This is a genomic window from Azospirillum argentinense (assembly GCF_000632475.1).
Taxonomy (GTDB): Bacteria; Pseudomonadota; Alphaproteobacteria; order Azospirillales; family Azospirillaceae; genus Azospirillum; species Azospirillum baldaniorum.
This window is the reverse complement of sequence record NZ_CP007793.1, coordinates 1871275-1885829: the sequence shown is the minus strand read 5'-3', so window position 1 is coordinate 1885829 and position 14555 is coordinate 1871275. Positions and strand designations below refer to the sequence as shown.

The following is a 14555-nucleotide window of genomic DNA, read 5'->3' as shown; positions in this document are numbered from 1 at the left end:
GGGCATCAAAGTCTGGAATAAACGATGAGCGGGGGGCGTTCATCCTGGCGTACCGGGTCCTTGCGAGGGGGCTCGGCCCTGGGAGGGCGCGCCACCCGTTCCTACCTGAAGGAGTGCCATGATCCGCCACCCGGCGGTCCATGGAGCCTTCGAGGCAACAATCGGGTGCGCGGTTGAGCACGTTCGGGGTCGAGCTGGAAGTCCATATTGCGTCGCTGCGCCGCTACGCGCGCGCGTTGCTGCGCAACCGTTCGGATGCCGAGGATCTGGTGCAGGAGGCGTTGACGCGGGCGGTGGCGCGCGCCGACACCTTCAAGGCGGGGACGAACCTGCGGGCGTGGCTTTTCACCATCCTGCACAACGTCCATGTCAATCAGGTCCGCTCCAAAGCGTCGCGGCCCGACGAGGTCGACGTGGACAGCGTCGAGTCGAAGCTGGTGACGCCGGCCCGGCAGGAGGAACGTGTGGAGTTGCGCGAGATGATGCGCGCGCTCGACGACCTGCCGGAGGAACAGCGCAAGGTGCTGCTCCTCGTCGCGCTGGAGGGCCTGAAATACGAGGAGGTCGCCGAGACGCTCGGCGTGCCGATCGGGACCGTCATGTCGCGCCTCTCACGGGCGCGCGAGGCGGTCAGGGCGAAGCTGGCGAACGAGGGCTCGGTTGCCCTCAGGCGGGTGAAGTGATGAACGCGCATTGCGTAACGGACGACGAACTGCATGCCTACGTGGATGGGCAACTGGCTCCGGAACGCCGGCTCTTCGTGGAGCGATGGCTGGCCGATGACCCGGATGCCGCCCGCCGGGCAGAGGACTACCGCGCCCAGGCCGCGCTGCTGCACGAACTCTTCGACCCTGTGCTGCGCGAGCCGGCCAGCGGCCCGGTCGATGAGCTGACGGGCAAGCTGCGCGGGCGCATGCCCGGCAACGACAACGCCGCCCCCTGGCACGCCCGACACTGGGTGCGCATGGCCGCGGCGGTGATGCTGATCGTCGGCGGGGCCGGCGGCGGCTGGCTGGGCCGCGGCGCCGTCGACCAGTCGCCGGTCGTCCAGCAGCGCCAGACGCTCCAGACCTTCGCCGAGGAGGCCACCCAGGCCCACCGCTTCTACACCTCCGACGAGCGCTTCCAGGTCGAGCTTGGCGCCGACAACCAGGACGAGCTGAACAGCTGGCTGTCCAAGCGCGTCGGGCGCGACGTCTTCGGCCCGGACCTCGACAAGGTCGGCCTGCGGCTGATCGGCGGGCGTTCGCTGCCGACCGAACTGGGGGCCGGCGCCCAGTACATGTACGTGAACGAGGCGAACAAGCGCGTCACCCTGTTCGTCGGCGCCCCGCGCTCCGGCAACCCGGCCAAGTTCGGCTTCTCGCAGAACGGCGACGTGGCGACCATCTACTGGGTGGAGGGCCCGCTGGCCTACGCGCTGGCCGGCCGGATGTCCAAGGAGGACCTGCTGCGCGTCGCCGAGGCCGTCTACAACGACGTCAAGGCCGGCCCGCGCCGCCCCGAGCCGCAGGCCCAACAGAACCAGCAGCCCCAGCAGCAACAGCAGCAGGAGCAGCAGCCCCAGCAGCAGCAGGACCAGCCGCCGGCCGGCGTCCAGCCGATCAGTGACACGCACAAGCCGAAGGATAGCTAAGCGGGGAGGCGGGGATTTTATCGAGGGGCACCACCCCTCGCGCCCCCTTACGAGATGACGGGACTCTTGGGGCGCTCAAGTTGAGACAACGTCCCGCTTTTCGTTTCCCGGTTTACTCCCACCCCGCCGCCGCTCCACAATGCGCCGGTGGCGGCGTGGAACGTGGGGCATGCGGGGCTGGTACTTCATCGGCGACAGCCATGTACAATCCTTCGAGATCGCTGCGACGATCCGCCTGCTCGACCGGCCGGCGCGCTGTCTGCTGGTTCCGGGGGCGACCTCGATTGGGCTGCGCAACCCGGAAAGCCAGACGCACGCTGTTGTTCTGTTCAAGGAGGCGCTGCTGCCTGCCGATCCGAACGCCATTCCGGTGATCCAACTCGGCGAGGTCGATTGTGGCTTCGTCATCTGGTGGCGGGCGCAGAAGCACGGCGACGGCGTCGAGCGGCAGTTGGAGGACTCGGTGGCCGCCTGCGCCGCCTTCGTGGACGATCTGCTGGAGGGCGGCTATCCCACGCTGGTGCTGACCGGGGCGGTGCTGCCGACCATCCGGGACGGCGACAGTCGGGGCAAGATCGCGCGCGCCCGGCACGAGGTCACCGCCACGCTGCGCCAGCGCACCGAGCTGACCCACCGCTACAACGCGCGCCTGCGCGACGAGGCGGCGGTGCGCGGGCTGCCCTTCGTCGACATCACGCCGCGCATCACCGATCCGGAGAGCGGGCTGGTCGCCGAGGCGTTCCGCAGCCCGAACCCCGGCGACCATCACCTCCACCCCATCCGCTCCGCGGAGGTCTGGGCGGAGGCCCTGAACGCGCTGGACCTGCCGCCATGACCCGACCACCAGCACCGGAGGCCGCGTGACCGACGCGATGGACTTTCTCCGCGCGGGCGCCGCCGCGCTCCAGCGGGGCGACCGGGCGGGGGCGGAGCGCCGGATCGTCCGCGCCCTGGCGCTGGTCCCCGGCCACGGCGAGTGCTGGAATATCCTGGGCGTGCTGGCCGTCTCCGCGGGCGATCCTGCGGGAGGCGAGGCGCGCTTCCGGCGGGCCTCCGCCTGCGTGCCGGAGAACCCCGTCTACGCGCGCAGCCAAGCCGAATGCCTGAAGCGCCAGGGGCGGGCGGACCAGGCGGCGGCCCTGCTGGCCGGCGCCGTGCGCCGCGGCGTGCTGTCGCCTGATCTGGCCTGCGATCTCGGCGACTTGCGGCTGGGCGCGCGGGATGGCGCGGCGGCGGTGGCGCTCTACCGGCTCGCTCTGGCGCTGGCCCCTGGCCACGCCCGCAGCCTGAACAATCTGGCAGAGGCGCTGGGCAAGGCGGAGCGGCTGGACGCGGCGGCCGACGCCTCGCCCGGCTGGCGGTGCGGCGGCGCTGCTGGCGGCGTGGCGGCAGGACGAGGCGCGGGGGGCGCTGCGCCGGGCCGTCGCGCTCGACCCGTCCACGGCCGAGCACTGGGCCAACCTGGGCTTCGCCGGACTGGGACGGCACGCGGTCGCCCTGGCCGAGGTCGCCTTCGACCGCGCCTTGCGCCTGTCGCCGGGGATGGACACGGCGCGAGCCGGGCGGGGGACGCTGCGGATGCTCACCGGGCGCCTGCGCGACGGGGCGGCAGATTACGAAGCGCGGCTGAGCCTGCCCACCTTCCAGCCATCGCGGACCTACAGCCGGCCGATGTGGGACGGTCGGGTTGAGCCGGGCCGGACGCTGCTGATCCACGCCGACCGCGGCCATGGCGACGCCATCCAGTTCATCCGCTACGCTCCGCTGCTGCGGGCTCGGGGGATGCGTGTGGCCTTCCTCGGGCCGGAGGGTCTGCTCGACCTGTTCCGCGCGTCGGAACTGGTGGACGACCTGTCCGGGCTCGACGGCCCGCCGCCGGCCCACGACCTCCAGATCCCCATCATGAGCCTGATCCATCGCATGGGCACCGATCTGGACAGCGTGCCCGCCGCCGTTCCCTACCTGCGGGCGCCGGACGCGGCGGCGCGGCGCTGGGCGGACCGGTTGGCCGGCTTGCCGGGGCTGAAGGCCGGGCTGGTCTGGCACGGCTCGGTCGCCTTTCCCTATCACCGCCAGCGCTCGCCGGGGTTCGAGGCGGTGCGGCCGCTGACCGGCGTCCCCGACGTGACGGCGATTCTGCTCCAGGTCGCTCACGGGCATTCGGACCTGGAGCGCCTCCGCCCGCTCGGTCCGGTCCTCGACCTTGGGTCGGAGCTTCGCGATTTCGCGGACATCGCCGCGGCGATCCAAGCGCTGGACATCGTGATCAGCCCTTGCACCGCCGTGGCTCACCTCGCCGGGGCGCTGGGGAAGTCGGTTGCGGTGCTGCTTGACCAGGGGGCGGAGTGGCGCTGGATGTTCGGACGGACGGATTCGCCCTGGTACCCGACCGCGCGCCTCTACCGCCAATCCGTGTTCGGCGACTGGTCGGAACCGGTGGACCGGCTGCGCCGCGATCTGGCCGCCATGACCGCCACGTGAAGACCGTCTCCCCGCACGGCCGATGGGGCGCGGGGAGACGGTCGGCCGATCATTCCGCCGCCATCGGCTGCGGGGCGGCGGGCTGGCGGAAGCCGTCGAGCAGGGCGGCTTCCTTCGCCTTGGCCGCCTCGACGTTGCGGGCCTTCACCGGGCCGTACCCGCGCATCTCCTGCGGCAGACGGGCGATCTCCACCGCCGTGGCGTGGTTGTCGCGGGTCAGGCCGTGGAGGATTTCGCCCATGATCGCCTCGTACTCCGCGATCAGGCGGCGCTCCATGCGGCGCTCGGCCAGCCAGCCGAACGGGTCGAGCGGGCTGCCGCGCAGGCGCTTGCCCTTGGCGAGCAGGCGCAGGGCCTTCAGCATCCACGGGCCGAAGCGCTTCTTCTTCGGCTCGCCGCCGTCCTCGCCGCTCTCGCCCATCACCGGCGGGGCCATGTGGAAGACCAGCTTGTAGTCGCCCTCGAACATCCGCCCGACCTGCTCGACGAAGCCGGTGTCGGTGTAGAGCCGGGCCACCTCATACTCGTCCTTGTAGGCGAGCAGCTTGAAGTAGCCCTTGGCGACGGCCTCGGTCAGGGCGGTGGAGCCGGGGATCTTCTGCCCTTCGACGCGCCGCGTCCAGTCGACCAGCGCGTGGTAGCGGCTGGCGTAGGCCGCGTCCTGATAATCGGTCAGGAAGGCGGTGCGGCGGGCGATGGCCTCGTCCAGGCTGGCCGAGGGGCGGCGCTGGTCGAGGATGAACAGGTCGTGGGCGGCGGCCTGCTCCTGCGGCGGGTTGGCGGCGGCCTCCACCGCGGCCAGATCGACGGCGGCGCGGCGGCCCCAGTTGAAGGCGTCGGTGTTCATCTTCACCGCCACGCCGTTCAGCTCGATCGCCTTCAGAATGGCTTCGGCGGTGATCGGGATCAGCCCCTTCTGCCACGCGTAGCCCATCAGGAAGGGGTTGGTGGCGATGCTGTCGCCCATCAGCGCGGTCGCCAGCTTGGTCGCGTCGAAGGCGTTCACCGCCCCCTCGCCGCAGGCCTTGCGGATGTCGGCCACCAGATCCCGGACCGGCACCGCGAAGTCCGGCTTCTTCAGGAAGTCCACGGTGATGGTGTCGTGGGTGTTGATGACCGCGCGGGTGTGGCCGTGCGCCATCTTCGACAGGGCGTCGCCCGCCCCGGCGACGATCAGGTCGCAGCCCACCACCGCGTCGGCCCCGCCCGCCGCGATGCGGACGGAATGGATGTCCTCCGGCGTGGCGGCGATGCGGATGTGGCTGGTCACCGCGCCGCCCTTCTGGGCGAGGCCGGTCATGTCCAGCACGCCGACGCCCTTGCCCTCGATGTGGGCGGCCATGCCGAGCAGGGCGCCGATGGTCACCACGCCGGTGCCGCCGACGCCGGTGACGTAGATGCCCCAGGGCCGGTCGAGCGCGGGCAGGGTGGGGGTGCGCAGGTCCGACGCATCGGCGCCGGCCTTGGCGGCGGCCGGTTTGGGCTTGCGGAGCTGCCCGCCCTCCACCGTCACGAAGCTGGGGCAGAAGCCCTTGGTGCAGGAATAGTCCTTGTTGCAGCTCGACTGGTCGATCTGGCGCTTGCGCCCGAACTCGGTCTCCAGCGGCACCACCGACACGCAGGAGGATTTGACGGAACAGTCGCCGCAGCCCTCGCAGACCAGCTCGTTGATGATCACGCGCTTGGCCGGGTCGACCATCTTGCCGCGCTTGCGGCGGCGGCGCTTCTCGGTGGCGCAGGTCTGGTCGTAGATCAGGACGCTGACGCCGGAGACCTCGCGCATCTCCTTCTGCACGCGGTCCAGGTCGTCGCGGTGCTCGACGCTGGTGTATTGCGGCAGGCCGTCGCCGATGCCGTACTTCTCCGGCTCGTCGGAGACGACGACGATGCGGCCCACGCCCTCGGCGCGGAGCTGGTTGGCGAGCGACTGGACGGTCAGCGTGCCGTCCACCGGCTGGCCGCCGGTCATCGCCACGGCGTCGTTGAACAGGATCTTGTAGGTGATGTTGGCCTTGGCCGCGATGGCCTGCCGGATCGCCAGGATGCCGGAGTGGTAGTAGGTGCCGTCGCCGAGGTTGGCGAAGATGTGCTTCTCCTCGGTGAAGGGCGCCTGACCGACCCAGGGCACGCCCTCACCGCCCATCTGGGTGAAGGTGTCGGTCTTGCGGTCGAGCCACGTCGCCATGTAGTGGCAGCCGATGCCGCCCAGCGCACGGCTGCCCTCCGGCACATGGGTGGAGGTGTTGTGCGGGCAGCCGGAGCAGAAGGTCGGCTTGCGGATGACGCGGGCCTGATGGGCCTTCTGCTTCTCCTGGGCGTCGAGGAAGGCGACGCGGCGCCTCAGATTCTCGTTGTCGACGAAGCGCTCCAGCCGGCGCCCGATGACCACGGCGATCTGGGCTGGGGAAAGCTCACCGGCGGAGGGGAGGATCCACTCGCCGTGCTCGTCGAACTTGCCGACCACCTTCGGGCGGACGTCGGGGTGCCAGTTGTAGAGCTGCTCCTTGAGCTGGTTCTCGATAACCGCGCGCTTCTCCTCGACCACGACGATCTCGTCGAGCCCCTCGGCAAAGTGGCGCACGCCGTCGCGCTCCAGCGGCCAGGGCATGCCGACCTTGTAGACGGTGAGGCCCCAGTCGGCGGCCATCTCCTCGGTGATGCCCAGCTCGTCGAAGGCCTGCCGGACGTCCAGATAGCTCTTGCCGGTGGTGACGATGCCGAAGCGCGGGCGGGGGGAGGACACCATCACCTTGTCCAGCCGGTTGGCACGCGCGAACGCCAGGGCGGCGTACAGCTTGTGCTTCATCAGCCGGTATTCCTGCTCCAGCGGCGGGTCGGGCCAGCGGATGTTCAGGCCGCCCTGCGGCATCGGGAAGTCGGCGGGGACGATCGGGCTGACGCGGTGCGGGTCGATGGTCACCGAGGCCGAGGTGTCCACCGTCTCGGCGATCGTCTTCATGGCGATCCAGCAGCCGGACCAGCGGCTCATCGCCCAGCCGATCAGGCCGTAATCCAGAATCTCCTGCACGCCTGACGGGTTCAGCACGGGGATCATCGCGTGCATGAAGGCGTGTTCGGACTGGTGCGGGAAGGTGGAGGACTTGGCGTTGTGGTCGTCGCCGGTCAGCACCAGCACGCCGCCGTTGCGCGACGTGCCGGCGGCGTTGGCATGCTTGAACACGTCGCCGGAGCGGTCGACGCCCGGACCCTTGCCGTACCACATGGAATAGACGCCGTCGTACTTGGCGCCGGGGAACATGCCGACCTGCTGGCTGCCCCAGACCGCGGTGGCGCCCAGCTCCTCGTTCACGCCGGGCTGGAACTGGATGTGGTTCTTCTCCAGGAACTTGCGGGCGTTCCACAAATTCTGGTCGAAGCCGCCCAAGGGCGATCCGCGGTACCCCGAAATGAAACAGGCGGTGTTCAGCCCGGCGGCAAGATCGCGCTGGCGCTGCATCATCGGAAGGCGCACCAGCGCCTGGGTTCCCGTCAGGTACACGCGCCCTTGTTCAAGCGCGTACTTGTCGTCAAGGGTCACGGTTGCGAGAGCCATTGTTCCATCCCCTTTGTGGCGCCCTGAAAAGCGCTGTTCGGGGCGCGTTCGCCGCGCCGCTTCTTGTGTTTGTTCGACAAGCAAAAAGGTAACGAAGGCTGTCTTATTCGGCAACCGGCGCCGGGCCTCCTTCTGCAAAAAGCAAGGAACGGTCCGGCACTCGCAGCGCTGTGAAACGGACGGGCGGGAATCGCCCTTCGGCGGGACATTCCCGCTCGCGTTCCAATGCGTTCGACCGCTGCCCCCTCCCTGACCCTCCCCCCGCTCCCTGACCCTCCCCCCGCTATCGCAGGGGAGGAAACTGCCGCCGCTTCGCAGAAGGCACCCTCTCCCGCAAAGCGGGGGAGGGTTGGGGTGGGGGCTCTTTACCCGATATGGGACGTCTTCAGGCGGGCGGCAGGGGAGAATGACTGGAGGAGGGGCCCGCCTCACCCCCGTGGTCCGGCGCGCCGAAGGCACCGTCCGGCCACAGGCTGGGGCCGCTGCCGTCGCGCAGGCTGAGGCTGCGCACCATCGCGCGCAGGGCGCCGATCATGACCCGCAGGGCGGCGGAGGAGTCCGCCCCGCCGCCGATGCTGATGGTCCAGCGCAGGGCGTCGATATGGGCCTGCGCCGCCTCCTGGAAGCTCTCCCCGTCATGGTCCACCCAGGTGACGCAGGTGGACAGCGACGCGACGATGGCTGTGGCCGCGGCGTTGCCGGAGGCGGCCAGTTGCAGATCGGACACCGCGTGGCGCAGCCGCGTGCCCAGCGCGTCGGGACAGGCCAGCGCCCTTTCCATCCGGTCGAGCGCCAGCACCAGGCGGACCATCTTCGGGTCGGTCGAGCGCAGTGGACCCGTTCCCGCCGTGGACGGGCCGGACAGGCGGGGCGGCGGAGGCGGCAGGCGCAGCGGCGCAGGGGCGGAGGAGATCACCGGGCGGGCCGGCGCCGAACGGGAGTGCGGCGGCGTGTTGTTGTTCGTCGGCTTCGCCGTGGCCGCCTCGGCTTGGGAGCGTCCGCCCCGGCGCGGGTTGTTCAGCACGGTCTCGATCCGCCGGGCGATGGTGGCGGCGGAGGCCGGCTTGGCGAGCACGGTGTCCGCCCCGGCGTCCCAGGCGGCGCGCACGGTGGCGACGTCGGCGTTGGCGGTCAGGACGATGATCGGCAGATCGGGGCTGAGGCAGCTGGCCGAGCCGCGCACCCAGCGGACGAGCTGCCCACCGCCCACCGGCTCCATCACCCAGTCGGTGACCATCAGGTCGTAGGGCTCCCGGCGCAGCAGTTCCATCGCCTCCTGCCCGTTGGCGGCGGGGGCGACCTGACCGACTCCCCAATGCTCCAGCATGTCCCGCAGCGCCCGCAGCAGCAGCGGGTTGTTCTCGACGACCAGGATCTTCAGGTGGGTCGGGTAGCGGCGCGGCATGTCGGGTCCGAAGGTTCGGGAACGAAGCGTTACCGAATATCCGAACGCCGCCCTGGGATTTCAGGACGCGGAGACGTGTTAGCGCCATTCGGCGCACGACCGGGGGAGCCTTTTCGCCTCATGGAGTGCGCCTGGTCTTCGGCTCCCCCGTCCGGGGACTTGGTCGAGGTCCGGGGTGCCTCTAGCGGACCAATGCAAGATCCTTCAGGACGGCCACCTCGTGGGCCTGCTCGTCCAGGCGGGCCTTCACGGCATCACCGATGGAGATCACCCCGGCGAGATCGCCCGCCTCGTTGCAGACCGGCACATGGCGGTGGCGGCGCAGGGTCATCATCTGCATCAGGTCCTTGATCGTGTCCTCCGGCCGGCAGGTCTTGACCTGACGGGTCATCAGATCCTCCACCGGCATGTCGAGCGCGTCGGCGCCATGCATCGCCACGGCGCGGACGATGTCGCGCTCCGACAGGATGCCGGCCAGCCGGCCCCGGCGGTCGCACACCACCAGGGCGCCGATGCGTCGCTCGGTCAGCGTGCGGGCGGCGGTCCGGATGGATTCGGACGGCAGGATCGATGCGACATTGTGGCCTTTGCGGTTCAGAACCTCGGAAACGACGGTCATGTCCACCCTCCCTCATTGGGGTTGGCGAATCGGCGGGGTCCGATTCGGAATGAGCCTGGAGCGGCCGGCGGTTCCGGCAAGGGCTTGGCGGTCCGGATTGGAAAATCGGTTTTGCCGCCTCGTCAGGGCCGCTATGCATGAGTGCAACGTGTGGACGGGGAAAGGGAGCGCGCATGACCACCGAGCAGAAGGTTCTTCGCCTGTCCATCGCCGTCACGGTGCTGCTGGCGGGCGCCGGCATTCTGTTCGGCCTGCTGTCGGGCTCCTTCGCCATCGTCTTCGACGGCATCTATTCGCTGGTGGACGCCAGCATGACGATGGTGACGCTGCTGGTGTCCAACCTGATCGCCGCTTCGACCGCCACCTTAAGCACTGGCGGCCCGCGCCGCGGCAAGCTGGCCGAGCGCTTCACCATGGGCTTCTGGCATCTCGAACCCATGGTCCTCGGGCTGAACGCCACCCTCCTGATGGGGGCGGCGATCTACGCGCTCATCAACGCCGTGGGCAGTCTGATGGCCGGCGGGCGCGACCTCGCCTTCGACCACGCGATCGTCTACGCGGCCGTGACCGTTCTCGTCGCGGCCGGCATGGCGGTCTTCGCGACGCGGGCAAACCGGACGATCCGCTCCGATTTCCTGGCGCTCGACGCGAAGGCCTGGATCATGTCGGCGGCGCTCACCGCGGCGCTGCTCGTCGCCTTCGTTTTCGGATACCTGATCCAGGGCACCCGGCTTCAATGGATGTCGCCCTACATCGACCCGGCGGTGCTGGCCCTGGTCTGTCTGGTGGTCATCCCGATCCCGGTCGGCACGATGCGGCGGGCGCTGGCCGACGTCCTGCTGGTCACGCCCGCCGACCTCAAGCGGCACGTCGACGCCGTCGCGTTGGACATCGTGCGGCGCCACGGCTTTTCCTCTTACCGCGCCTATGTCGCGCGAGTGGGCCGAGGGCGGCAGATTGAGCTGTTCTTCATTGTCCCGAGCGGATGGCCGCCGCGCAGGCTGGAGGAGTGGGACAAAATTCGCGACGAGGTGGGTGCGGCGATCGGTGGCGAAGGCCCTGACCGCTGGCTCACTATCGTCTTCACCAGCGACCCGGAATGGGCGGAATGACGGCCGGTCCTGTGGACGGTCCGGACCGTGTACATTAGAGTGTCCTTGATAAATGGAGCGCGTGGCGCGGGTGGAGGGTGACGGGATGGCCGGCAATTGCTGTGGAGGCTCCTGCGGGAGCGGCGGGGGCAGCGGTCGCCCGAACGCCGGGCTGCCAAAGGGCGGGCGGCAGGCTGATTACCGCCGGACCCTGCGCCTAGCGCTGCTCGTCAACGGGCTGATGGCCGCCGTCGCGCTGGCCGCGGGGCTGGATACGCAATCCATGGCCTTGCGGGCGAGCGCGCTGGATTTCCTGGCGGCCGCGCTGACCCACGGCGTCGGCCTGTGGATGATGGGGCGGGGGCTGGAGTCCCGCGGCTGGGCGACGCTGGCGCGAGGGCTGGCGCTCACCGTCCTCGGGCTGGCGGTGGTGGCCGCGACGGCGTGGAGCGCCACCGCCGGCACCGTTCCCGACGCGCCGGTGATGAGCCTCGTCGCGCTTCTCGGGATGGGGGCGAGCCTGTCGGTGGCGGTCCTGCTGTTCGCCGGACGGCGCGGCGGATTGACGCTGCGCGCGGTCTGGCTGTGCGCCCGCAACGGCGTGCTGACCAACGCCGCGGTGATGATGGCGGCGGCGGGGGCCTGGGTGATGGGGCAGGGCTGGCCGGACCATCTGGTCGCGGCGGTCATCGCCGTCACGGTGCTGTCCGCCGCGGTCACGGCGCTGCGGCAGGCGGTGGCCGAACTCCGCGCGTGGCACGCCCCAGCCGACCCGACCGGGCTGGGCAAGGGGGCTTGACAGGGCCGCATCCCTGTGGCGAACTCGCCGCCATGATTTTCGTTGCGCCCTCCCTGTCTCGTCGTTGGTGGTGGCCCGTCTAACCGGGCCGGCCAGCCGACGCGCGTGAGCGCACACACCATCGAAAGGCCGCCCGGAGCTTCCGGGCGGCCTTTTTCCTGATCAGGGAATCCAGGTGTCGAGCAAGGGAACTCCGGGTGTCCGTCCGCCAACGGATCGACCACCGGAGACCCCACCATGTATCCCGCCGATCTCCTCGCTTCCCCCGGCCTCCTCGAACCGCTGCGTTTCCGGACGCGCGGCGGCGTCACCGTCACGCGGCGGGCGACGGCGCTCGACCCGCAGGGCGCCCTCGATCCGGTGATCGACGCGCTCGACCGCCGCCGCGGTCTGCTGCTGTCGAGCGGGGTGGAGGCGCCGGGCCGCTACCGCCGCCACGCGCTGGGCTTCACCGATCCGCCGCTGGCGCTCACCGCGCGCGGGCGGACGCTGCGCCTCGACGCGCTGAACGCGCGGGGCCGGGTGCTGCTGCCGGCCATCGCCGAGGCCCTGCTCGGTCTGGAGGCGCTGGCCGGGCTGGAGGAGGCGCCGTCGCGCGTCACCGCCCTGGTCCGCAAGCCCCAGCACCCCTTCCCGGAAGAGGAGCGGAGCCGCCAGCCCTCCGTCTTCTCGGTCCTGCGCACGGTGCTGGAGCTGTTCGCCGCCCCAGACGACCCGCTGCTCGGGCTCTACGGCGCCTTCGCCTATGACCTCGCCTTCCAGTTCGAGCCGATCCGCCTGCGGCTGGAGCGGCCGGACGACCAGCGCGATCTGGTGCTCTACCTGCCGGACCGGCTCGTCGCTCTGGACCCCATCGCAGGACTCGCGCGGCTCGTCGAGTATGAGTTCGCCACGGTGGCGGGCAGCACCGAGGGGCTGGAGCGCGCTGGGCGCGACCATCCCTACCGCCCCGACACCAACACCGAGGCCGGCTGCGACCACGCGCCCGGCGCGTATCAGCGCGTCGTCGAGACCGCCAAGGCCGCCTTCCGCCGCGGCGACCTGTTCGAGGTGGTGCCCGGCCAGACCTTCGCCGAGCCCTGCGCCGACGCGCCCTCGGCGGTGTTCCGGCGGCTGCGCGCCGCCAACCCGGCGCCCTACGAGGCCTTCGTCAACCTTGGGCGGGGCGAGTTCCTCGTCGCCGCCAGCCCGGAAATGTACGTGCGGGTGGCGGGCGGTCGAATGGGCGGGCGGGTGGAGACCTGCCCGATCTCCGGCACCGTGGCGCGGGGGGCCGACGCGCTGGGCGACTCCTCCCAGATCCTCCGCCTGCTGACCTCGGCCAAGGACGCGGCGGAGCTGACCATGTGCACCGACGTCGACCGCAACGACAAGGCGCGGGTGTGCGAGCCTGGGTCCGTCCGGGTAATCGGGCGGCGGATGATCGAGCTGTACTCCCGCCTGATCCATACGGTGGACCATGTCGAGGGGCAGCTGCGGCCCGGCCTGGACGCGCTGGACGCCTTCCTCACCCACACCTGGGCGGTGACGGTGACCGGGGCGCCCAAGCGCTGGGCCATGCAGTTCCTGGAGGACACGGAGCAATCGCCGCGGCGCTGGTACGGCGGGGCCTTCGGCCGGCTGGGCTTTGACGGCGGGATGGACACCGGCCTGACCCTGCGCACCATCCGCATGGCCGAGGGCGTCGCTTACGTGCGGGCCGGGGCGACCCTGCTGTCCGACAGCGACCCGGATGCGGAGGACGCGGAGTGCCGCCTGAAGGCCGCCGCCTTCCGCGACGCCATCCGCGGGGTGACGGAAGGCGTGGCGTGCGCTCTTCCGGCGGCTCCCAACGGCGGGCGGGGCCGGCGGGTGCTGCTGGTGGATCACGACGACAGCTTCGTCCACACGCTGGCCGATTACCTGCGCCAGACCGGCGCGTCGGTGACGACGCTGCGTCACAGCCACGCGCGGGCGGCGCTGGCGGAGCGGAGGCCGGATCTGGTCGTGCTGTCCCCCGGTCCGGGGCGCCCGGCGGATTTCGACGTGGCCGGCACCATCGATGCGGCGCTGGCGCTCGGCCTGCCGGTGTTCGGCGTCTGCCTGGGCTTGCAGGGGATGGTGGAGCGCTTCGGCGGCGCGCTGGACGTGCTGCCGGAGCCGGTCCACGGCAAGGCGACGGAGGTCCGTGTGCTGGGCGGTGCGCTGTTCGCCGGCCTGCCGGAGCGGATGAGGGTCGGGCGCTACCACTCGCTGGTGGCGCGGCGCGACCGGTTGCCGGCGGACCTCACGGTGACCGCGGAGACCGCCGACGGTCTGGTGATGGCGGTCGAGCACCGGCGGCTTCCGCTCGCCGCCGTGCAGTTCCACCCCGAGTCGATCCTGTCGCTCGACGGTGGGGCCGGTCTTGCCCTGCTGGGCAACGTGATGGACCGGCTGGCCGCCGGCGCCCTGACGGACGCTGCGGCTTGATCGGGGCGGCGTAACGGGGAAGGAGTTGGGGGTGGTTACTCCACCATCCCCAGCGCTTCCTTATAGAGTTCCAGGATGGCTTCCTGCTCCTGGCGGTCGGCCTTGTCCATTTTGCGCAGCCGGATGATCTGGCGGATGATCTTGGTGTCGAAACCGGTGCCCTTGGCCTCGGAGTAGACCTCCTTGATGTCCTCCTGCAGGCCGCGCTTCTCTTCTTCCAGGCGCTCGATGCGCTCCACGAAGGATTTCAGGCGATCCGCCGCAATGCCGCCGACGTCGGACATGATAAGGGTAACCTCAAATTGGGTGCTTCCGGGGAATCCGGCGCGGACGATATCGGCGGGCGCCGTCGATGGCAAGCGACTCCCGGCGTCATCGGCACGGATGCCACAGGGCGCGGCAAAGCGCGCAAGGTCTCGGCCGGGTGTGCCCGGTAGTGGGATACGCCCGTGGCGACGAGCGCCGTGTCGGAGGACGCCTGATGCGAAAGACCGATGGCGGGAGCGTGCGAAAGCGGCGA

General features: G+C 70.6%; 11 protein-coding genes and 1 pseudogene. 8 read left to right on the top strand and 4 right to left on the bottom strand.

Translation table 11 applies throughout. The features are described 5' to 3' along the window. The first annotated feature begins 173 nt into the window (after positions 1 to 173). The 5 genes from ABAZ39_RS09005 (at position 174) to ABAZ39_RS36075 (ending at position 4117) form a co-directional block, all read left to right on the top strand. Positions 174 to 683, top strand: coding sequence for a sigma-70 family RNA polymerase sigma factor (locus ABAZ39_RS09005; protein WP_014239953.1), 510 nt, complete (start codon positions 174 to 176; stop codon positions 681 to 683). Continuing rightward, positions 683 to 1636 carry an anti-sigma factor family protein gene (locus ABAZ39_RS09000; RefSeq protein ID WP_038528673.1) on the top strand — a complete coding sequence of 318 codons (954 nt, stop codon included), beginning with the start codon at positions 683 to 685 and terminating at the stop codon, positions 1634 to 1636. Before ABAZ39_RS09005 ends, ABAZ39_RS09000 begins: the two co-directional genes overlap by 1 nt. A 169-nt stretch (positions 1637 to 1805) precedes the next feature. Then, positions 1806 to 2471 carry an SGNH/GDSL hydrolase family protein gene (locus ABAZ39_RS08995; protein WP_038528670.1) on the top strand — a complete coding sequence of 222 codons (666 nt, stop codon included), beginning with the start codon at positions 1806 to 1808 and terminating at the stop codon, positions 2469 to 2471. A 37-nt stretch (positions 2472 to 2508) separates the two neighbouring features. Further along, complete coding sequence (locus ABAZ39_RS37660; protein ID WP_372684156.1) at positions 2509 to 3327, top strand: tetratricopeptide repeat protein; 819 nt, start codon at positions 2509 to 2511, stop codon at positions 3325 to 3327. Next, complete coding sequence (locus tag ABAZ39_RS36075; protein ID WP_051657890.1) at positions 3215 to 4117, top strand: glycosyltransferase family 9 protein; 903 nt, start codon at positions 3215 to 3217, stop codon at positions 4115 to 4117. Before ABAZ39_RS37660 ends, ABAZ39_RS36075 begins: the two co-directional genes overlap by 113 nt. 49 nt (positions 4118 to 4166) lie before the next feature. On the opposite strand, the pseudogene ABAZ39_RS08985 reads toward ABAZ39_RS36075, so the two are convergent. From ABAZ39_RS08985 to ABAZ39_RS08975, 3 genes and pseudogenes are all read right to left on the bottom strand, one after another. Beyond that, positions 4167 to 7673 (bottom strand): annotated as a pseudogene (locus ABAZ39_RS08985) (indolepyruvate ferredoxin oxidoreductase family protein); the annotation flags it as partial. Positions 7674 to 8055: 382 nt separating this feature from the next. Next, entirely contained in the window at positions 8056 to 9075 is a 1020-nt protein-coding gene (locus tag ABAZ39_RS08980) for a response regulator (RefSeq protein WP_038528665.1), read from the bottom strand. Between the two features lie 181 nt (positions 9076 to 9256). Beyond that, positions 9257 to 9694 (bottom strand): CBS domain-containing protein, encoded by a 438-nt coding sequence (locus ABAZ39_RS08975; protein WP_038528663.1) that lies wholly within the window; start codon positions 9692 to 9694, stop codon positions 9257 to 9259. Positions 9695 to 9867: 173 nt separating this feature from the next. Between ABAZ39_RS08975 and ABAZ39_RS08970 the strand changes: the two genes are divergently transcribed. From ABAZ39_RS08970 to ABAZ39_RS08960, 3 genes are all read left to right on the top strand, one after another. Further along, positions 9868 to 10806, top strand: a complete 939-nt coding sequence (locus ABAZ39_RS08970; RefSeq protein ID WP_038528660.1) for a cation diffusion facilitator family transporter — start codon at positions 9868 to 9870, stop codon at positions 10804 to 10806. Positions 10807 to 10858: 52 nt separating this feature from the next. Then, positions 10859 to 11584, top strand: coding sequence for a cation efflux transmembrane domain-containing protein (locus ABAZ39_RS08965; protein WP_051657889.1), 726 nt, complete (start codon positions 10859 to 10861; stop codon positions 11582 to 11584). A gap of 237 nt (positions 11585 to 11821) precedes the next feature. Then, on the top strand, positions 11822 to 14035 hold the full coding sequence (locus ABAZ39_RS08960) for an anthranilate synthase (RefSeq protein ID WP_038528657.1): 2214 nt from the start codon (positions 11822 to 11824) through the stop codon (positions 14033 to 14035). A gap of 35 nt (positions 14036 to 14070) precedes the next feature. Here ABAZ39_RS08960 and ABAZ39_RS08955 read toward each other — a convergent pair whose 3' ends face one another. Further along, positions 14071 to 14319 (bottom strand): DUF2312 domain-containing protein, encoded by a 249-nt coding sequence (locus tag ABAZ39_RS08955; protein ID WP_014239966.1) that lies wholly within the window; start codon positions 14317 to 14319, stop codon positions 14071 to 14073. Positions 14320 to 14555 lie beyond the last annotated feature (236 nt).

What these genes read in the sequence shown, in the direction of transcription:
- ABAZ39_RS08970 (WP_038528660.1), top strand. Translation starts at nt 9,868, where the DNA reads ATGACCACCGAGCAGAAGGTTCTTCGCCTGTCCATCGCCGTCACGGTG.
- ABAZ39_RS09000 (WP_038528673.1), top strand. Translation starts at nt 683, where the DNA reads ATGAACGCGCATTGCGTAACGGACGACGAACTGCATGCCTACGTGGAT.
- ABAZ39_RS08960 (WP_038528657.1), top strand. Translation starts at nt 11,822, where the DNA reads ATGTATCCCGCCGATCTCCTCGCTTCCCCCGGCCTCCTCGAACCGCTG.
- ABAZ39_RS37660 (WP_372684156.1), top strand. Translation starts at nt 2,509, where the DNA reads ATGGACTTTCTCCGCGCGGGCGCCGCCGCGCTCCAGCGGGGCGACCGG.
- ABAZ39_RS08955 (WP_014239966.1), bottom strand. Translation starts at nt 14,319, where the DNA reads ATGTCCGACGTCGGCGGCATTGCGGCGGATCGCCTGAAATCCTTCGTG.
- ABAZ39_RS08975 (WP_038528663.1), bottom strand. Translation starts at nt 9,694, where the DNA reads ATGACCGTCGTTTCCGAGGTTCTGAACCGCAAAGGCCACAATGTCGCA.
- ABAZ39_RS08965 (WP_051657889.1), top strand. Translation starts at nt 10,859, where the DNA reads ATGGAGCGCGTGGCGCGGGTGGAGGGTGACGGGATGGCCGGCAATTGC.
- ABAZ39_RS08980 (WP_038528665.1), bottom strand. Translation starts at nt 9,075, where the DNA reads ATGCCGCGCCGCTACCCGACCCACCTGAAGATCCTGGTCGTCGAGAAC.
- ABAZ39_RS08995 (WP_038528670.1), top strand. Translation starts at nt 1,806, where the DNA reads ATGCGGGGCTGGTACTTCATCGGCGACAGCCATGTACAATCCTTCGAG.
- ABAZ39_RS36075 (WP_051657890.1), top strand. Translation starts at nt 3,215, where the DNA reads ATGCTCACCGGGCGCCTGCGCGACGGGGCGGCAGATTACGAAGCGCGG.